At 65.8% G+C, this 18687-nt stretch carries 15 protein-coding genes; 6 read left to right on the top strand and 9 right to left on the bottom strand.

Features of this window, described 5'->3' with window-relative positions:
- Positions 1–13: 13 nt before the first annotated feature.
- Entirely contained in the window at positions 14–1390 is a 1377-nt protein-coding gene (gene manA / locus GC088_RS04330) for a mannose-6-phosphate isomerase, class I (RefSeq protein ID WP_323960819.1), read from the top strand.
- On the opposite strand, the gene GC088_RS04325 is transcribed toward manA, so the two are convergent.
- The 4 genes from GC088_RS04325 to glpX all read right to left on the bottom strand — a co-directional run bounded on the left by GC088_RS04325 (position 1335) and on the right by glpX (position 4785).
- Positions 1335–2399 (bottom strand): lipid II:glycine glycyltransferase FemX, encoded by a 1065-nt coding sequence (locus GC088_RS04325; protein ID WP_323960818.1) that lies wholly within the window; start codon positions 2397–2399, stop codon positions 1335–1337. The two genes, manA and GC088_RS04325, sit on opposite strands and share 56 nt — an antisense overlap.
- A 167-nt stretch (positions 2400–2566) precedes the next feature.
- The gene (locus GC088_RS04320; protein ID WP_323960816.1) at positions 2567–3115 is read right to left on the bottom strand and encodes a hypothetical protein; all 549 of its coding nucleotides are present in this window, start codon (positions 3113–3115) and stop codon (positions 2567–2569) included.
- A gap of 18 nt (positions 3116–3133) precedes the next feature.
- Positions 3134–3409, bottom strand: a complete 276-nt coding sequence (locus GC088_RS04315; RefSeq protein ID WP_323960814.1) for a hypothetical protein — start codon at positions 3407–3409, stop codon at positions 3134–3136.
- 338 nt (positions 3410–3747) lie between these two features.
- Positions 3748–4785, bottom strand: a complete 1038-nt coding sequence (gene glpX / locus GC088_RS04310; protein WP_323960812.1) for a class II fructose-bisphosphatase — start codon at positions 4783–4785, stop codon at positions 3748–3750.
- Positions 4786–4934: 149 nt separating this feature from the next.
- Here glpX and GC088_RS04305 point away from each other — a divergent pair, with 149 nt between their 5' ends.
- The 3 genes from GC088_RS04305 to GC088_RS04295 all read left to right on the top strand — a co-directional run bounded on the left by GC088_RS04305 (position 4935) and on the right by GC088_RS04295 (position 7755).
- Positions 4935–5522 (top strand): DUF4245 domain-containing protein, encoded by a 588-nt coding sequence (locus GC088_RS04305; RefSeq protein ID WP_323960810.1) that lies wholly within the window; start codon positions 4935–4937, stop codon positions 5520–5522.
- A gap of 80 nt (positions 5523–5602) precedes the next feature.
- Positions 5603–6217, top strand: coding sequence for a carbonic anhydrase (locus GC088_RS04300; RefSeq protein ID WP_323960809.1), 615 nt, complete (start codon positions 5603–5605; stop codon positions 6215–6217).
- Positions 6218–6324: 107 nt separating this feature from the next.
- Positions 6325–7755 carry a class II fumarate hydratase gene (locus GC088_RS04295; RefSeq protein WP_323960807.1) on the top strand — a complete coding sequence of 477 codons (1431 nt, stop codon included), beginning with the start codon at positions 6325–6327 and terminating at the stop codon, positions 7753–7755.
- An 83-nt stretch (positions 7756–7838) separates the two neighbouring features.
- Here the strand turns inward: GC088_RS04295 and GC088_RS04290 are convergent, their stop codons facing one another.
- The 3 genes from GC088_RS04290 to GC088_RS04280 form a co-directional block, all read right to left on the bottom strand.
- Positions 7839–13337 (bottom strand): rhamnogalacturonan lyase family protein, encoded by a 5499-nt coding sequence (locus GC088_RS04290; RefSeq protein ID WP_323960805.1) that lies wholly within the window; start codon positions 13335–13337, stop codon positions 7839–7841.
- Between the two features lie 213 nt (positions 13338–13550).
- Complete coding sequence (locus GC088_RS04285) at positions 13551–14021, bottom strand: NUDIX hydrolase (RefSeq protein WP_323960803.1); 471 nt, start codon at positions 14019–14021, stop codon at positions 13551–13553.
- A 5-nt stretch (positions 14022–14026) separates the two neighbouring features.
- On the bottom strand, positions 14027–14530 hold the full coding sequence (locus GC088_RS04280; RefSeq protein WP_323960801.1) for a prepilin peptidase: 504 nt from the start codon (positions 14528–14530) through the stop codon (positions 14027–14029).
- A 59-nt stretch (positions 14531–14589) separates the two neighbouring features.
- On the opposite strand from GC088_RS04280, the gene GC088_RS04275 reads away from it, so the two are divergent.
- Positions 14590–15327: a hypothetical protein gene (locus tag GC088_RS04275; RefSeq protein ID WP_323960799.1), complete on the top strand. Its 738-nt coding sequence runs from the start codon at positions 14590–14592 to the stop codon at positions 15325–15327.
- A gap of 21 nt (positions 15328–15348) precedes the next feature.
- Here GC088_RS04275 and GC088_RS04270 read toward each other — a convergent pair whose 3' ends face one another.
- Entirely contained in the window at positions 15349–16641 is a 1293-nt protein-coding gene (locus tag GC088_RS04270; protein ID WP_323961925.1) for an RNA 5'-3' helicase PhoH2, read from the bottom strand.
- Positions 16642–17009: 368 nt separating this feature from the next.
- Positions 17010–17771, bottom strand: coding sequence for an isoprenyl transferase (locus GC088_RS04265; protein ID WP_323961923.1), 762 nt, complete (start codon positions 17769–17771; stop codon positions 17010–17012).
- A gap of 131 nt (positions 17772–17902) precedes the next feature.
- Here GC088_RS04265 and trhA point away from each other — a divergent pair, with 131 nt between their 5' ends.
- Positions 17903–18652 carry a PAQR family membrane homeostasis protein TrhA gene (trhA, locus tag GC088_RS04260; RefSeq protein WP_323960797.1) on the top strand — a complete coding sequence of 250 codons (750 nt, stop codon included), beginning with the start codon at positions 17903–17905 and terminating at the stop codon, positions 18650–18652.
- Positions 18653–18687: the final 35 nt, after the last annotated feature.

The raw sequence follows: 18687 nt of genomic DNA, 5'->3' as shown, positions 1-18687 counted from the left end.
ACGGACGTACGCCATGTACCTGCTGGACAACCCGTTACGCCCCTACCCCTGGGGATCGGCGACGGCAATCGCTGAACTGCTGGGACGGACGCCGTCCGGCGGACCGGAGGCGGAACTGTGGATCGGGGCGCATCCCGATTCACCGTCAACCGTCCTTGGGCACGGTGATAGCGGCACGCCGCTGAACGAGCTGGTGGATGCCGATCCGGACCGTACGCTCGGCGCCCCCACGCGCGAGGCCTTCGGCGACCGGCTGCCGTTCCTGATGAAGGTGCTCGCCGCAGCCGCCCCGCTGTCCCTGCAGGCGCACCCCAGTCCCGACCAGGCCGCCGCGGGGTTCGAGAGGGAGAACGCGGCGTTAGTCCCCCAGGATGCTCCGCACCGTAACTACAGGGACGCCTTCGCCAAGCCGGAGATGATCTTCGCGCTGACCGAGTTCGACGCGCTGTGCGGCTTCCGCCACCCCCGGGAGGCTGCGGAGGTCTTCGCCGGCCTGGTGGCTCTCCTTGAGAAACACAGCGGGTGGGCGCCGGGGATCCTGACCGCCGTCGTAGCGGACCTGCGCATCCCCGACGAGGTGACCGCCCTGCGCGAGGCTTTCACCCGTCTGCTGTCCGGCGGGGCGGGGACCCGCGCCGCCGTCGAGGCCGTCGTCGGCGCCCTCGAGAATGAGCCGGAAATGGGCTTCCCGGGGTCCGCTGCCGAGGGCGGCCTGCTCCGCACCGCCGTCGAAACCGTCCGACTGCTCAACGGACACCACCCGGGCGATCCGGGTGTCCTGGTGGCGCTTCTACTCAACCGCATCACACTGACCCCCGGGCAGGCGCTCTACCTGCCGGCGGGCAACATCCACGCTTATCTCGAGGGCCTTGGCATCGAGGTGATGGGGTCGTCGGACAACGTGCTGCGCGGAGGCCTGACGGGTAAGCACGTGGATACCGCCGAGCTGCTGAAGACAGTCGAGTTCGCACCCCTGGACCTTCCGCTGCTGCAGCCGGAGTCCACTCCGCTGGGCCAGGAACTCTACTGCCCGCCCTTCGATGAGTTCCAGCTCCAGCGCCTGGAACTGCCGGTTGCCTTCGGCGACGACGCCGTTTCAGCCGACATCCCCGTCGCCCAGAACGGACCCGCGGTTGTCCTCGTGGTCTCGGGCACCGTGGTGCTGGACTCCCCCAAGGGGGATCTCATCCTCCACCGCGGCCAGAGCGCCTTCATTCCCGCGAACGAATCGCCCGTGATGGCGCGCCTTGCCTCGGACACCGGGGACCAAACCGGCGAGGACGACGACGGCACCGCCCTCGCCTTCGCCGTCACGGTGGGCGCGGCCGGGGACCCTAACCCTGGGGCGTTGGGACCTGTGCGCGGCCGCCTCGAAGAGACGAAGCCCTAGACCGGAGCGATCCCACGGCCTTGCGCGCCTTCGACAGTCCGCGCCGGGCCAGTGGCATCGCCGTGGCGTAGGCGGGGTAAAGCGGTGAGAGCGGCTTGTCCCAGGTGCCCAGCAACATGTCCTCATGCTTGGCCCAGCCCATCTTGAACTTGGACACGCCGTCGTTCAGGAGCCCGTTGAAGTCGTAGCGCGTGATCCCGCGTTCCTTCATGGAGCGGATGGCAAGCCACTTGAGCGCGTAGTTCGCGCGGAGGCGCTCACCTTCGTCGGTCATACCGCCGTACAGCTCGAACGCGGTGGACTCGCTGGCCGACAGCCACAGGAACGCCACCATGGTGCTGCCCTGGAATGCGGCGAAGACGGGCGATGCGGGGCCGAGGTTGTCGAAGATGTCCTGGTAGTAGCCGTCCTCGTGGATGCCGAATCCGGCGCGCTCCGCGGTCTCCTTGTACACGGCGAGGCAGTCCTGGATCTCGTCCCGCGTCACCTCGCGGTACTCGAGTTCCTCACGGCCCGACTTGCGGATGTACTGGCGGTGCTTCTTGGACATGTCCGCCAGGAGTTCATCCTCGCTGCGCGTCAGGTCCAGGATGAGGGTGCGCGGTATCAGGATGGTGTTGTCGGTCTGGCGGAAACCGGCGGCACGGACGGCGTCGGCGAACTCGGATTCTGCGTCCCAATCCGGCTCGATGCTGAGCACAATCCCCGCATATGATTCGCGGGCGTAGGCTGCCACGGCTTCCAGGACTGCACGTGCGTCGCTTGCGGCACATGCAGGTCCGCGCGGAATGTACACGAGTGCCCGGAACGGAAGCGGCAGGCTGCGGATCAGGATTTGCGCGGCCGCCACGGCCTCCCCGTTCCGGCTCAGGAGGAGCCGCTCCACGCGCCAGCCGTGATCGGCCTTTGTCTGTCCCCAGCCCCACAGCTGTTGCGGGTGGCCGTTCAGTCGGTTGACGGCGGCGTCCCAGTCGGCAGCATTCCAGCACGGAGAGATGAGGAGATTCATGGACTCAAGCCTACTGGCCGAGGGACCCGCGCCGAGCGCCAGCGAGGTGTGGGAGGCCAGTAGGCGCTACTGGCCAAGGGGCCCGCGCCCTTCCCGTTACCGATTCCGCCCCGCGATAGCAGTCTGGCCATCCGATACGGGTTTACCGCTATCGGATGGCCAAACTGCTAACGCCAAACGAGCGGCTTCCGGTTCTGCGGTGCCCCGGCCGCCCGCAGGCACCTCTGAAGGGCATCCGGCGACACAGCGGTAGGCCATATCCAGCGCACCACGCGCAGACCGATGCTGCGGATGCGGTCCTCGCGGATCTTCTCGTCAATAACAACCTGGGAAGGGGTACGACCCTTCAGGTATTCAGGTTTCAGGTACTTGGTCAGGCCGTCGAACTCGCCCACAACGCCGGCGTCCTTCCAGTAGAAGTCGACAGTGCCCGCAAGACCGGCAGAGTCGTAGACTTCGTGCTGCAGCACGGGTGCATCGAAGCCACATGCCGCCATATGCACTCGGCTGAGCGACTCCCCCGGCAGCATGGCAAGACCGTCCGCGAAGTCGAGAACGCGACCTGCCCGCCGTCTCGCCCGCGCCGTCGGTAGAGTCTCGATGTGCGCGGCGACGTCGTCCTTGCTGACAGGGTTCGCGCGACGCTCGGCCGGCAACCGCGCATCGTTGAGTAACCGGTCCATGACCGCCACGCCCCAGGGAAAGTCATAACGCAAGGCCAGCTCCACCGCCGTCTAAATCTTTCCAGTCACGGCGAATCCTCCGATTTCGGCGCAGGGCCCGACGTCGGGACGCACGATCCGGCGAACGCCATTGCCTGACCTGCGGCCCGACCCCTGAGGAACCAGGACGTCCACCATCGAAGGCGTGTTGGGCAGCGGCAGGCCCCACAGGAAGCCCGCTGACTCCTCTCCCAGCAGGGGTCGAGTCTTGGAGGTTCGAGATACCGCCCAAAGGATCAGGCGGTACTGCCCGTCCGCATCGAGTGAGCTCCACTCAGCTGCGTCCACGTAGCAGCCCTGCCGGATGCGGATGCGGCTCCCTCGCCGCGCACTCCTGGCCAAGCGGCGCGACCATTCTTCATCGAGTGGGCGGTCCAATGCACTCCAGATGGCGGGAAGATTCACACAATCCACCCTGCCCGCCGCGGTGTAGCGGGACCAGCCAGAGATGGGCTATGTGGACAAGGTGCAGGCGCCGTCGTCGTAGGCCCGCCCAGTGAGCGCCGCCGTCGTCGTACCCGGCGTTACCGATTCCGCCCCGCGATAGCAGAAAGGCCATCCGATACGGGTTTACCGCTATCGGATGGCCAGACTGCTAACGCTAAACGGGCGAAAGCGAGAACACGCTAGCTGATGCGCGCGTAGCTCTCCCACTTGTGGGCCTGGTGCTCGCCGTCCACAACTCGGATGGTGCCCGACTTGGAGCGCATCACGATCGACTGGGTTAGCACCTTGCCGCCGTGGTACCGGACGCCGCGCAGCAGGTCGCCGTCGGTGATGCCGGTTGCAGCGAAGTAGCAGTTGTCGCTGGTGACCAGGTCATTGGTGGACAGGACGCGCTCAAGGTCGTGGCCGGCGTCGAGCGCCTTCTGCTTCTCGTCGTCGCTGGTGGGCCACAGCCGGCCCTGGATCACGCCGCCCAGGGACTTGATGGCGCACGCAGCGACAATACCCTCGGGCGTTCCTCCGATGCCCATCAGGGCGTCGATGTCGGTTCCCTCGCGGGCCGCGGCGATGGCGCCTGCGACGTCGCCGTCCATGAGGAAGCGGGTGCGGGCACCGGCGTCGCGGATCTCCTGGACCAGCGGACGGTGACGGTCACGGTCAAGAATCATCACGTTGACCTGGTTCACCCGCTTGCCCTTGGCCTTCGCGATCAGGTGCAGGTTCTGCTTGACCGGCAGGCGCAGGTCCACCATGTCGGCAGCTTCGGGACCGGTGACCAGCTTCTCCATGTAGAACACGGCGGAGGGATCGAACATGGTCCCCCGCTCCGCAACAGCAAGCACGGCCAGCGCGTTGTTGATGCCCAGCGCCGTGAGGCGGGTGCCGTCAATCGGGTCGACCGCGACGTCAACCTCAGGGCCGCTGCCGTCACCCACGCGCTCACCGTTGTAGAGCATGGGCGCCTCGTCCTTCTCGCCCTCACCGATCACCACGACACCGTTGAAGTGGACGGTGGAGAGCAGGGAGCGCATTGCGTCCACGGCTGCGCCGTCGGCCTTGTTCTTGTCCCCGAAACCAACCCAGTGGCCGCCGGCGATGGCGGCTGCTTCGGTAACACGCACCAGCTCGAGTGCGAGGTTGCGGTCCGGTTCGTCATCCCCCACCGCCAGAGCGGGCGAAAGGGTGGAATACTGCGCTTCTTTTGCAATGTCGGACACGTTTACCTCATCGTTGAATTAGCGGTTCCCTCGTTCCGCCATTCTAAGGGGGCAGCTCTCCCACCTCGTGATCCGTGACGCCGCCCACGTCATGCACGCGCTCAGCGCCCGGTTCGCTGGTGCCGCCCCGCGTGAGCGACAATAGAGGGGTGAGTGAAGCACAGGAAGACCAGCAGTCAGCACCGGTGACCCCGGTGCTCACGGCCAAGCAGGCCAAGCGCGCCAACGCCTCCGCTATCGGTATGTTGATCGCCACGACAGTCACCCTTGGACTGGTCTTCTTTGTCTACCTGCTGAACCCCACGCACACTGCGGAGACCTACACGCGCGACGTCGACGTGGCCACCATCGCGTCCGAAGCTGAGGACGCTGCCGGTTACCTCCCCGTCGCAGCAGAGCTGCCCGAAGGCTGGACCGCCAACTACGCGCGCTGGACAGGCGCATCGGGCGACGGCGTGGCCTTCTGGGAAGTGGGATATCTCACCCCTGAGCGCCAGTTCATCCAGGTCACGCAGACCAATCAGTCCAACCCCACCTGGTTCGCCCAGCGCCTCGAGGAGGCCGCGCCGTCGGGCCAGCGGGTTATCGACGGCGTCACCTGGGAAATGCTGGACAGCCCTTCCGGCGATGCCTACCTCACCACCGAACGCGACGGATTCACCTTGATTCTGAACGGCACCGCCGATCTGGCGCAGTTCGACGTCGTGGGCGCGGCAGTGCTGGAGAAGCTCGGCTAGCGCCCGCATCAACTGGCTGACACCGCTCAACGTGGAGTCACTTCCCGTGCTCAGGACGGCTCGGACAGTACAGTGATCCCGTGCACAACCAACTGACCCCCGCCGAAGCATGGCAGAAGCTGTCCGACGGAAATGCCCGGTTCATTTCCTCCGAATCGTCCCACCCCAACCAGGACGCGTCACGTCGCGCCTCTCTTGTGGAGACGCAGGATCCGTTCGCGGTCATCTTTGGCTGCTCGGATTCCCGCCTCGCCGCTGAAATCATTTTCGACGTCGGCCTCGGCGATGTCTTCGTGGTCCGCACCGCCGGCCAGGTGATTGACGACGCCGTCCTCGGCTCGCTCGAGTACAGCGTGGGCGTCCTGAACGTGCCGCTGATCGTTATCCTCGGCCACGACTCGTGCGGCGCCGTCACCGCGACAATGAATGCCGTCGAATCCGGCACCATGCCCACCGGTTTCATCCGTGACCTCGTCGAGCGGATCACGCCCTCGGTCCTGACCTCGCGCCGCAACGGCATCACGGACGTCAACAACACCGTCGAGGAACACATCCGCCAGACGGCCCAGCGCCTGGTCGACTCGTCGCGCGTCATCTCCGACGCCGTCGAAAAGGGATCCACCGCGGTTCTTGGCGTGACCTACCGCCTGAATGAAGGCAAGGCGGACCTGGTTTCCACTTTCGGCACGCTTTAGTTCGACCTGTAGTTCGACCGGCACTCGCACTGTAATTCTGTGCTGTGATTCGTAGCGTCGGCGCCGCAATTTGTAGCGCCGACGCACCACGGACCACAATTGGGCGCATGACAATTGATTCCCAGGAAAACGTCGCTGAATTCCGCATCGAACACGACACCATGGGCGAGGTCCGCGTTCCGGTCAACGCCCTTTACCGTGCGCAGACGCAGCGCGCAGTAGAGAACTTCCCGATCTCCGGCAAGACGCTGGAGCGGGCCCACATCGAAGCCCTGGCACGAATCAAGAAGGCTGCAGCAACGGCGAACGCCGAGCTCGGAGTGCTCGACGGCGAGCTTGCCCGCGCAATCGAAACCGCTGCTGACCAGGTGGCCACAGGGAAGTACGACGGCGACTTCCCGATCGACGTGTTCCAGACCGGCTCCGGGACCTCCTCGAACATGAACACCAACGAGGTCATTGCCGAGCTCGCCTCCCGTGCACTGAAGGACGGCGGCAGCGACAAGGTTGTCCACCCGAACGACCACGTCAACGCATCGCAGTCCTCCAACGACGTGTTCCCCACCTCGGTACACGTTGCAGCCACCTCGGCACTCATCAACGACCTGATTCCCGCCCTTGAGTACCTGGCAGAGTCCCTTGAGCGCAAGGAGCAGGAGTTCGCGGGAGTTGTGAAGTCCGGCCGCACGCACCTGATGGACGCCACCCCGGTGACCCTCGGCCAGGAGTTCGGCGGTTACGCCGCTCAGGTCCGTTACGGCATCGAGCGCATCAATGCTTCGCTCCCCCGCGTCGCTGAGGTTCCGCTGGGCGGCACCGCCGTTGGAACCGGCATCAACACTCCGGCCGGCTTCTCCGCCCGGGTGATCGAACTGCTGGCCCAGGACACCGGCCTGCCGCTGACCGAGGCACGCAACCACTTCGAAGCCCAGGCCAACCGGGACGGCCTTATCGAGGCCTCCGGCCAGCTGCGCAACATCGCGTACTCCTTCATGAAGATCAACAACGACCTGCGCTGGATGGGCTCCGGCCCGAATACCGGACTGGGCGAGATCGCTATCCCGGACCTGCAGCCGGGCTCCTCGATCATGCCGGGCAAGGTCAACCCCGTCATCTGTGAAGCAGCCATCATGGTGGCGGCCCAGGTTATCGGCAACGACACCACGATCGCTCTGTCCTCCACCAACGGCGCGTTCGAGCTCAACGTCGGCATCCCGGTGATGGCCGCTAACCTGCTTGAGTCCATCCGCCTGCTGGCCAACACCAGCCGCGTCATGGCCGACAAGATGATCGATGGCTTGACCGCCAACGAGGAGCGCGCCCGCTTCCTGGCTGAGGCGTCGCCGTCGATCGTTACGCCGCTGAACAAGTACATCGGCTACGAGAACGCGGCGAAGATTGCCAAGAAGGCCGTGGCCGAGGGGCTCACCGTCCGCGAGGCCGTCGTCGCACTCGGTTATGTAGAGCGTGGCGAGCTGACCGAAGCACAGCTGGACGAAGCACTGGACGTCCTGTCCATGACCCGGCCTCCCCAGTAACAAGCACAGGCAGCAGTAGCCGAAACGTAAGAAGCGAAGGCCCGGACGTTACCGTCCAGGCCTTCGCTACTTAAGGCTCGCTTCTAGCGTCCCGGGCCCACCACCTGCAGGCGGTCCCATCCGAGGAGGGTGGCTTGCTCGGCTACCTCGCGGTCCTCGGTGAGCACCGCCACGCGGTTGTCACCAGGGCGGGTGTCCTCCGGTGTCGTGACGGTGACGGTGCCGCCGTCGTTCACCAGGTGCCAACCCAACGAGGTGGAGCCGAGGTATACGTGCACCCACTCGTCGGCCGGCAGGTTGGACAGGACGACTTCGGAGGCCCCTCGCGGCAGCTTCTGCCCGGCGAGACCGAGGTCGATCTGATTCTCATCGGTCAGGCTGTCCTTCACCGGTGCGTCCGGCGTGAACTGCGGGACAACGCGCTCACCCTGAGCAGGCTCCTCGCCGGTGTAGACGATGCTCGGTGCCTTCGGCTTCTCCATGCCCTCGCCGAGGAAGTACGAGGTGTGCGGGGGCTGGTTGTAGGAGGTGTTCTGCCAAGCGACGCCGAGGCGGTACACCGGGTCGGACTGCAGGGTGCGCAGCCGGTGCTCGGTCACGTTCACGGTGGTCGCGATCCGCAGTGCGGTCGAGTCGTCGGTGCGAGTGACGATCTCCTCGCGCCAGTCGCCGAACAGATCGGCCTGCAGGGCGGGGTTGCCCTTGGTGTCGTTGCCGGTCAGCGTTCCTTCGGCCCGGTACAGCAGGTCCGAGGAGTTGGTCGCCACGTTCCACTTCGAGATGGTCGGAACACCGGTGCGAGTTGTCTCAGTCCACTCGTGGTCGGTGATCTCGCGCAGGAGGTCACCGTCCCACCACGTGAGGAAGTTGGCCGCAGGAATCTGCTCAGCGATCAGGTCGCCGTTGGCTGCGCGGAGCTGGCCCACGGGTGAGTTCCAGGCAGCGTCCCCGCCCACGGCCCAACCCTCGGCACCGGGATGCCGGGGATCGATGTCACCCATGGCGGCACGGCCCGTGTCCCGGGTTGCCGGGATGGACCAGATGACCTCGCCGGTGGCGGCGTCGCGGTACGTTGCGCCCTTGCCGCCCGACGCCGAGATGTTCTCGTGTGCGGCGAATACCTCGAGTCCGGGGCGGGCCGGGTCGAAGTCGGATACATGCAGCGCGTCGCCGTGACCCAATCCCGTGTTGTACAGCGCGGTGCCGTCGTCGTCGATGGTCATCGACCCGAAGATGATCTCGTCCTTCTGGTCGTTGTCCACGTCGGCCACGGAGAACTGGTGGTTGCCCTGACCGCGGTACTCGTCGCCGGCGTCGTCGGAATCGAAGGTCCAGCGCGAGGTGAGCTCGGTGCCGTCGAAGTCGTACGCAGCGATTACGGTGCGGGTGTAGTAGCCGCGGCTGAACACAACGCTCGGCTTCTCGCCGTCGAGGTACGCAACGCCAGCCAGGAACCGGTCGACGCGGTTGCCATAGGTGTCGCCCCACGCTCCCACGTCGCCCCTTGCGGGGATGTAGTCGGTGGTGTCGACGGCGGCACCGGTTGCACCGTTGAACACCGTGACGAACTCCGGTCCGGTCAGGACGTAGCCGCCCGAGTTGCGGTAGTCGGCACGTGCATCGCCGATAACCGTGCCAGCACCGTCAACGGTGCCGTCGGCGGTCTTCATGGTGACCTCCGCGGTTCCATTGCCGTCGAGGTCGAAGACCTGGAACTGCGTGTAGTGCGCGCCGGCCCGGATGTTCTTGCCGAGATCGATCCGCCACAGGCGTGTTCCGTCGAGCTCGTAGGCGTCTACATAGACGTTGCCGGTGTAGCCGCCGCTCGAGTTGTCCTTCGAGTTGGACGGATCCCACTTGAGCACGATCTCGTACTGCCCGTCGCCGTCGAGGTCGCCGATGGAGGCGTCATTGGCGCGGTAGCTGTACGGCTGGCCGTCCTTGGTCACCCCGTCGGCGGGCTTGTCCAGCGGTACGTCCAGGGTCTGCGAATCCCACACGGTGAACTCTTCACCCGCCCAGCGTTCGACGCCGTTCACCACCGTGCTGATGCGGTAGGTTGCCTCACCCGTTCCGTCGGTGTCCAACAGGTTGGTGCTTCCGGTGACAGGTTCGGTGGTGATCCGCTTGCCGTCCCGGTAGACGTGGAAGGAAATTTCCTCCGGGTCGAGGCCCAGCATGCGCCACCCGACGTACACACCGCCGTCGGACACTACCGCCACCGGCGATCGGTCCAGCCGCTCGGCCTGACGGGCCAGCGTGGTAACGGCCGGCGAGGTGACGGTCTCGGACTGGGCGGACACGCCGCCCGCGTTGACCGCTGCCACCGCGTACACGTACTCGACGGTGGTGAGCACGCCCGTGTCCTTGAACGTGGTCCCATCGGCACGGCCGATCAGCTTCATCTCTCCGATGGAGCCGTCAGCGTTGGGGTCGGCACGGAAGACGTGGTAGAAAATGGCGCCCTCGGAAGCCTCCCAGTTGAGGGTGACGTCGTTCTTGTTGACCTCGCCGAGGTTCAGTCCGGTGGGAACCGGTGCCTTCGCAACATCGGGATCCACGGTGGTCAGCTCGACGGCGTTGGAGGGAACGGATTCCGCTCCGGCTGCGTCGAGGGCCACAACGGTATAGGTGTACTCAAGCCCGATGTCTGCCGTCGTATCCACGAAGGACACGCCGTCGACGTCGCCAATCGCCTCAGCTTCCGACGCCTCCGCTGACTTGCGGTAGACACGGTAGCCCGCGGCGTCGTCGTTCCCGGTCCAGCTCAGTGAGACTGCCACGCTGCTGCCGTCGATAGCGACATCGTCGGCAGCCAGTCCGGTGGGCGCCAGGAGCAGCGGGGTGATCTCGATGCCGTTCAGGCGGGAGGACGAGCCGGTCATCACCAGGTTGATCTGGCCGTCGGTCACGAGCACCGGCTGGCTGATCTTCTGCGACACCGAGCCGCGGCCGGCGTTCGAGGATCCGAAGTCCTTCCCTTCAATCTGCACGTTGGAGCGGCTGGTGCCGATCCAGTCACCGTTGTACGTCTTCACGGCGTAGCTGCCGTTAGGAACGTCCACCACGAACTCGTGGCTCGGGCTGGGCAGCAGGAAGTCGCGCTCAAGGTCGGTCGGCGCGGGATCAAAGTTGATTCCGCGGTCGCGGCCGCCCATTCCGCCCGTGAGCCAGCCCCAGCCGAGCTCCTCGGTGTAGAGCGAGTTCTGGTGTGCCTCTGTGTATCCGGGCATGAGCGGGTTGCCCTGCAACTGCACGTCGAACTTGTGCAGCGGCGCCTTGGTGGTGATCCGGACAGCGTCCGACGGCGCGGAATCGCCCCGCCCGTTCACTGCCACTACGCGGAGGTCGTAGGAAGCGCCCTCCTCGAGTCCGCCGACTGCTGCCAGCGGCAGTGTGGAGGTGGTGACGAGCGCGTAGGCGTCGTCGCCGGCGTCGGCCTTCTTGCTGAAGATCTTGTAGATGTCGGCACCTTCCACCGCGTCCCAGGTGAGCTGGGCACCGGCGTTGGAGACACTGCCGGCAACCAGGCCGGTGGGTGCGGCGGGAACCGCTGCCGGCGGCTCCACCGATTCAACCTCCGCGGCGAGCGGGATGTCCAGCTTCGCGACGTCGGTGGCGACCAGGCGGGCGAGCTGGATGGCTCCGTATTCCTGGAAGTGGGTGTCGTCAACGGTTCCGTTGGGACGGTTCGCGTAGACGCCTGCCGGAACGTGCAGGAACACGGACTTGGCCGCTTCCGGTCCGATCTCGTTCAGGTAGGCACGGCTCGATGCGGACAGGTCGACCAGCGGCGTGCCCGTCTCGGCGGCGAGCTTCTTCGCAGCGTCCACATACTCCGGGAAGGAGACATTGAATTCGCCGGTCTCGGCATTGAACGACCTGCGGGAAACGGGAGTGACGATCACGGGAGTGGCACCGCGCTGCTTCGCGCCGTCCACGAACGTACGCAGGTACTCGTAGTAGTCACCGGGGGCAGCCCAGCGGTCGTCCACGCCGTAACTGTTGTCGTTATGGCCGAACTGCGCGAACAGGTAGTCGCCCGGCTTGATGTTCAGCAGCACCTCGTCGAGGCGTCCCTGGCTGATGAAGTTCTTCGAGCTGCGTCCGCCGATGGCCTTGTTCTCGACCGTGACGTCGTCGGACAGGTAGCGCTCGATCATCTGGCCCCACCCGGCCTGCGGCACGTAGTCCGCGGTGTAGCTCTGGACCGTGGAGTCACCCGTGATCCAGGCGGTAGGGGTAGCGGCGGCCTCCTTCGGGGTCTGCTGGGTGATCACCAGAGAGTTGAGGTTGGCGGCAGCACCGGCGAACTCGAGGTTCAGCTGACCGTCCACGATGGCGATGTTGAATGCCATCTCCAGGTACTCGCCGGCGTTCTTCGCGGTGCGCTGCACCTTGGCCATCTGCTCGGCAGTGATCGCGATGTCCGTGGCACCCTCGGCATCCCCGGCGATGAGGTCAACCGTGTAGTTACCGTTCGGAAGATCGACAACCAGCTCGGTGTCCCCGACCGTCACGAAGTCGGAGCGCGTGGCATTCTCACCGCCGCGGTCGGTAGCGCTCACCTGGGACACGTCAACGAAGCCGGCGCGATTCTCGGTGGTGTACGCCGTCGTCTCATCAATGCGCACTGCCCCCGCAGCGGTCGCGCCGTTTCCGAGGTCGAGCGACAGCACTCCATTCTCGGGCAGCGCCGGTGCGTCAGTGCTCAGGCTGGATACCGCTGCAGCCGACGACGGCGACAGGCCGTCGGCGCCGCGGGCCTGCACCTTGTAGTAGTGCGCCTTGGTGGTGTCCACGGCGTCGGTCAGGTAGACAACCCGGTCTGCGGTTTCCGCGACCCTGGTGTAGGGGCCGCCGACGGTGCTCGCGCGGCTGACGACGTAGCCGGTTGCGCCGGCCACCTCGTTCCAGCGCAGCGTCACGGCATCCGCGGTGACATTTGACATGCGTACGGACTGCGGAGCGGCAAGCGCCGATACCGGCTCCTCCGGCTCGGGCTGCGGTTCCTCGATCGGCTCGGCGGCTTCGGTGATCTGGATGCCGTTGACGTAGGCTCCGGCGCCCTCGCCGGTCAGGTCGATGGTCAGCTGGCCGTCCTGCACCGTGGCGGGGAAGGTCTGCTCCGACACTGCCTGACGGGACTTGATGGTCCCGGCGGCGGTGCCTTCGAGGGCGACGTTCGTCGTCGTCGTGCTGGTGCCGGCGAGCTGGTCGCCGGAGAGGACACGGACGTCATAGGTGCCGTTCGGCACGTCGACGGCGAATCCCCAAGCGGTTCCGAGGACGAAGTCATTGTTGAGCGGATCCACCGGGTCAGAGGCCCGGTTCCTTGAGACCGGAGACACTCCGTCGACCGGAACGATCCCATGGCCGGCCTCAGTGGAGTAGCGGCTGCCTTCAGCAACGCCGGTCCATCCGTCCGCGACAGGGCTGGAAGCCGTGCCGAAGTCGAAGGACCAGGTTCGCGGCTCCTCCTCAGCCGCAAGAGCCGGCGTCGTCGCCGAGCAGAGACCGACTATTGCGGTTCCTGCAATCAGGGTGCGCACCGGATTCGGGCGCGGTTTACCGAGGGTCATTGCATCACACCTTGCAGTTTCGACAGTGAAATTGGGGTGGTTCAAGGGCCGACCGAGAGCGCCTGAGCATCAGGCGGTGAAACGATTCACGGAGACCAACGGAAGTAACCCTATCCGTGAGCTGAATCGCATAACAAGCCTGGGGCAGGAAATTAAGAAAACGTTTCCCGAATTTAACTATCGGAACTGGTCAGCGGTGCGGGGCCGCCAGGCTCAGCGCACGAAGTCCGGAACGCCGGTCGAATAGCGCGCCGTCTCGGCGTGCTTGCGGTGTAGAGGGTTCAGCTCCGGGAGGTCCTCGGGGCTGAACCAACGCACTTCCATGGACTCGTCGTCGTTCACGCGCGCCTCGCCTGAGAGGTAGCGGCAGCGGAAGACCATGCTCAGGAAGCGGCAGACGTCGCCGTTGGGGAAGGTCATGGGACCGACGACGTCGATGCTCACCAGATGCTCCACCTCGACCGACACTCCGGTCTCCTCGTGCACCTCCCGGACGATCGCCTGCGCGGGATGCTCTCCGGGATCGATGATGCCGGTGATGAGTGTCCACTGACCTGTATCGGCGCGGCGTCCGAGCAGGACACGGCCGTCGTCGTCATACACCACCGCAGCTGCCCCGGGCAGCCAGAGCGGGTCGTGACCGATCCTTGAACGCAGGTCAAGCACAAAATCGGGTGTAGGCATGGTTGTCAGCCTAGTGCGAGCACCAGCGAAGCGCCGACGATCATGAACGGCCCGAACGGAATCGCCGATTTCGCGGTGGCCCGCCGGCTCACAATGAGCAGCACGCCCCACAGCCCGCCGAGCAGGAAGGCCGCGAACGTTCCCCAGAGCAGGAACGACCATCCGACAAATCCCAGGTATAGCCCCAGGAGCCCGGCGAGCTTCACGTCGCCGAAGCCCATCCCGGCGGGATAGATCAGGCGCAGGAGAAAGTAGAAGATCCAGAGGACGGCCGCTCCGCCGACAAGGGAAATCAGCCGCATCCAGTCCTGTGCGGCGAGCGCTGCACCGATCAGGAGCACGCCTGCCGCTGGATAGCACGGGAAGATGATCCGGTTGGGCAGCCGGTGGCTGAGGATGTCGATGATGCTGAGCCAGATTCCGACGACGGCGAGCAGCGCCAGCGCCGCCGCGCACAGCCAGAACGCCACCGGAGACGCGCTCCAGTACTCCCCCATCAGTGCCAGCATGTGCCTACCGTAACTGACGACCCCGGACCGGGCGGAATGCCCGGGCTTACACTGTGGATATGTCCGCTTCCAGCGGTTCGAACCCCGCCGTCGTGTTCCGGTCGCTGTGCCGTTCCTCGCCCTGGAGGTGGGAGACGGTGCGGTTCACGGTGTCGTGGATCAGCCCCGAGGGTGAGTCCGATCCCCTTCGCGCCTGGGTCCGCCGCCCTGCCGCACTGCGCGTGGAGACCGCCGACGGCGCGCTCCTCCACAGCAGCCCGGAGACCTCCCGGGACGGGCTCCTCCCGAAATCGGCACGCAAGTCCTGGCTGGTACCGCCGCGGCTGGTCACCCCGGTCTATAACGACGCCGGCTTTGTCCACCGTCGCCCGCAGGCAGCCTACGGAGAGCCGGCCTTCGGCGACCCGCGCTGGTCCGCGATGCTTGACCCCGTGGAACTGGCCGGGGACGCACCCGTCCCCTACGAGACGCCGTTTGCCAACCGGGTGGAGCTCGAAGACATTGCCGAGGAACTGTTCGAGGGCCGCCGCGTCCTTGCCGCGACCGCCACGCCCAACATCTCCTACCAGCCGTTCACACCCGGACGCCCGCTCATCGGGAGTGGACGCACCCGCGTGGCCGTCGACGTCGCAACCGCCATCTGCGTCTCAACCACGGCTCTGGACGGCCCGCTCGAAGGATGCGGGCACCGCCTGGCCATCGGCGGCGTGGACGAGTACATGATCGACGATCTGTTCACCGACGCCCCGCCCACGCTCACCGATGTGCGCGAACACATTCCGTGGCAGGTCTCCTGACCTGCCACGGAAGCTGCCCACCTAGATCTCGGCGCCCTCGAGAAGGTCCGTCACCAGCGCCGCGATGGGCGAGCGCTCCGACCGGGTGAGCGTGATGTGTCCGAAGAGCGGGTGTCCCTTGAGCGTTTCAACGACGGCGGCAATGCCGTCGTGCCGGCCCACCCGCAGGTTGTCCCGCTGCGCCACATCGTGCGTGAGGACAATCTTGGAGTTTTGCCCGATGCGGCTCATGACGGTGAGCAGCACGTTCTTCTCGAGTGACTGGGCCTCATCGACGATCACGAAGGAGTCGTGCAGGGAGCGGCCGCGGATGTGGGTGAGCGGGAGGACCTCGAGCATGCCGCGGTCCATCACCTCCTCCACAACCTCCTGTGAGACGAGCGCGCCGAGGGTGTCGAACACCGCTTGCGCCCAGGGATTCATCTTTTCGCTCTCGCTGCCCGGCAGGTAGCCGAGCTCCTGGCCGCCCACTGCGTAGAGCGGCCGGAAGACCACCACCTTGCGGTGCTCCCGGCGCTCGAGGACGGCTTCCAGCCCCGCACACAGAGCAAGCGCCGACTTGCCGGTGCCCGCACGCCCACCCAGGGACACGATGCCCACCTCTGGATCCAGCAGCAGGTCGATGGCGAGCCGCTGCTCAGCCGACCGCCCGTGCAGCCCGAATACATCCCGGTCCCCGCGAACCAGCCGCACCTGCTTGTCGGCACCCACCCTGCCCAGGGCCGAGCCCTTGCCGGAGTGCAGGATCACCCCGGTGTTGGCGGGTAGTTCCGCCGCGGCCGGCAGGAAGACGGGCTCGTTCGTGTAGACGGCGTCGACGTCGTCGTCCAGGGTGTCCAGTTCGGCAACGCCGGTCCAACCGGAGTCCTTCACCAGTTCGTTGCGGTACTCATCCGCCTGCAGCCCCATGGCGGAGGCCTTTACGCGCATTGGCAGGTCCTTGGAGACCACGGTGACGTTGCGGCCCTCGTCTGCGAGGTTCTTGGCGACGGCCAGGATCCGTGAGTCGTTGTCACCGTTGCGGAAGCCGACGGGCAGCACCTCGGTGGAGATGTGGTTCAGTTCCACGCGGAGCGTGCCGCCCTCGGTTCCGAGCGGGATGGCCTGGTTCAGTCCGTTGTGTTTGACGCGCAGGTCATCCAGCAGGCGCAGTGCCTTGCGTGCGAAGTAGCCAAGTTCAGGGTCGTGGCGCTTGCCTTCGAGCTCGGTGATCACCACGAGAGGCAGGATCACCTCGTGTTCAGCGAAGCGCGTGATTGCCCGGGGATCCGACAGCAGCACCGAGGTGTCCAGGACATAGCTGCGGCTGCCGATGCTTTCGACAGCAGAAAGGCCCGCCGCTGAGAGATCCTGTTCGGTCTCTGCTGCCTGGCGGGCCTTGCTGGTGCTGGTTGCGGATCGCTGGGTTGTGCGAGATGTGGCCACTTCAACTCCACTTCCCCGGGGCGTCGAGGCGCCCGGGAATTGCTAGGGCTTGGGTGAGGCGGGCCGGCCAGAAGGCCGCGCGCGGCCTCCCCTACTCAGCTCTTGTGCTGTGGAGCACGAAGTCTGCATTGGTGGCCTCCCCGACCAGTCGGCGGGTGCCGGCTGATGGAACCGACATTACGCCCGCAGACGACAACGCCGGCAACTCGCCCGGGTGCGTGTCGGTGAATTTTGGATTAAGCGCGCGTGAGGCGGATTCAGCAGCCGAAGCGCCGCTGGCGCCTGCCGTAGTCACGCAGGGCACGCAGGAAGTCGACCCGTCGGAAATCGGGCCACAGCGCCTCGCAGAAGTAGAACTCGCTGTAGGCGCTCTGCCACATCAGGAAGCCCGACAGCCGCAGTTCGCCGGAGGTGCGGATTACCAGGTCAGGGTCGGGCTGGCCGCGCGTGTACAGGTACTCGGAGATCTGCCCGGCGTCCAGGTTCTCGGCGACCTCCGCCAGGGAAGAACCGTGTTCATCGGCGTCCCGCAGCAGTTCCTTGACGGCGTCGACAATTTCTCGCCGCCCGCCGTAGCCCACGGCCACGTTGACGTGTACGCCCTCGATGCTGGCCGTCCGTTCTGCGAGCGCGGTGACCTTTGCGGCCAGGTGCTCGGGCAGCAGGTCAAGGGCCCCGACGGGCTGGACGCGCACCCTGCGGGTCTCGCCGAGCCGGTCAAGCGTGTTTCCGATGATGTCGAGCAGCTGCTCGATCTCCTCCGCGGACCGGTTCATGTTGTCCGTGGAGAGCATATACAGCGTCACCATTTCAACACCGAGTTCCTCGCACCAACCGAGGAACTCCAGAATCTTGTCTGCGCCGGCCTGGTGTCCGTGCCGAGTGGGTGCTCCTGCCAGCTTTGCCCAGCGCCGGTTCCCGTCCACCATGACGCCGACGTGGTGGGGGATCCTGTCGGCGGCCAGTGAACGTTGCAGCCTGCGCTCATAGAAGTTGTAGGCAAACGACGGAAACTTCACGGCAGCGCCCACCTGTCCTTCGGTCAGCTAGCAGGGATGGTTCTCCTACCGTACCGGCACCGGCTCGCGATGACGGGTAAGCGGTTGTTACTCATTAGTAACTTAGGCCTCCTGTCCGCTAGAATTTCCCCATGAGCCGACGCGTTTCTCCGCTTTCCGGCGCCTCCCGATCCGCCGGTGTTCCGGATGAGTCCGCGCCCGTTCCGGGCCCGCTCGAATCCGCCGTTGAGCAGGCGGCCGATGCGCTGAACATCAAGCCCAAGTGGCGTGGCTGGATCCACCTTGGCGCCACCCCCCTGGCCATCGCGGCAGGCATCGTGCTCATTGCGCTTGCCCCCAGCACCGCCGGGAAAATTACCTCGGCCATCTACGCTTTCACCGGCATCCTCCTCTTCGGCATCAGCGCCACGTACCACCGCGGGAACTGGGCCCCGCGCACCAAAGTAATCCTCAAGCGGCTGGACCACACCAACATCATGCTGGTCATCGCCGGCAGCTACACCCCGCTCTCCTGGGCGCTGCTGCCGCCGGACAAGGCCACCGTGCTGCTCTGGCTGATCTGGTGTGGCGCTATCGCCGGTGTGCTCTTCCGTGTGCTTTGGGTCAACGCCCCGCGCTGGCTTTATGTCCCGATCTATGTGGTGCTGGGCCTGGCCGCACTCCTCTACCTGCCCGACTTCCTGGCCGCCAGCGTGCCGGCCACCGTGCTGATCTGCGTGGGCGGTGTGCTCTACATCGCCGGGGCCGTCATCTACGGATTGAAGAAGCCCAATCCGAGCCCGGTCTGGTTCGGATTCCACGAGCTGTTCCACGCGTTCACCGTGGCGGCGTTCGCGGCGCACTTCATCGCCATCATGATCGCCGTCCTGAACGCGCGCTGATCGCACTCTGTGCCATTTGGCACCACTCCCGGCTG

The organism is Arthrobacter sp. JZ12 (assembly GCF_035189165.1).
Taxonomy (GTDB): Bacteria; Actinomycetota; Actinomycetes; order Actinomycetales; family Micrococcaceae; genus Arthrobacter_D.
The sequence above is the reverse complement of the archived record's forward strand: the minus strand, read 5'-3'. Positions and strand labels throughout refer to the sequence as shown.

What these genes read in the sequence shown, in the direction of transcription:
- manA (WP_323960819.1), top strand. Translation starts at nt 14, where the DNA reads ATGTACCTGCTGGACAACCCGTTACGCCCCTACCCCTGGGGATCGGCG.
- GC088_RS04325 (WP_323960818.1), bottom strand. Translation starts at nt 2,399, where the DNA reads ATGAATCTCCTCATCTCTCCGTGCTGGAATGCTGCCGACTGGGACGCC.
- GC088_RS04295 (WP_323960807.1), top strand. Translation starts at nt 6,325, where the DNA reads ATGACAATTGATTCCCAGGAAAACGTCGCTGAATTCCGCATCGAACAC.
- GC088_RS04290 (WP_323960805.1), bottom strand. Translation starts at nt 13,337, where the DNA reads ATGACCCTCGGTAAACCGCGCCCGAATCCGGTGCGCACCCTGATTGCA.
- GC088_RS04285 (WP_323960803.1), bottom strand. Translation starts at nt 14,021, where the DNA reads ATGCCTACACCCGATTTTGTGCTTGACCTGCGTTCAAGGATCGGTCAC.
- GC088_RS04280 (WP_323960801.1), bottom strand. Translation starts at nt 14,530, where the DNA reads ATGCTGGCACTGATGGGGGAGTACTGGAGCGCGTCTCCGGTGGCGTTC.
- GC088_RS04275 (WP_323960799.1), top strand. Translation starts at nt 14,590, where the DNA reads ATGTCCGCTTCCAGCGGTTCGAACCCCGCCGTCGTGTTCCGGTCGCTG.
- trhA (WP_323960797.1), top strand. Translation starts at nt 17,903, where the DNA reads ATGAGCCGACGCGTTTCTCCGCTTTCCGGCGCCTCCCGATCCGCCGGT.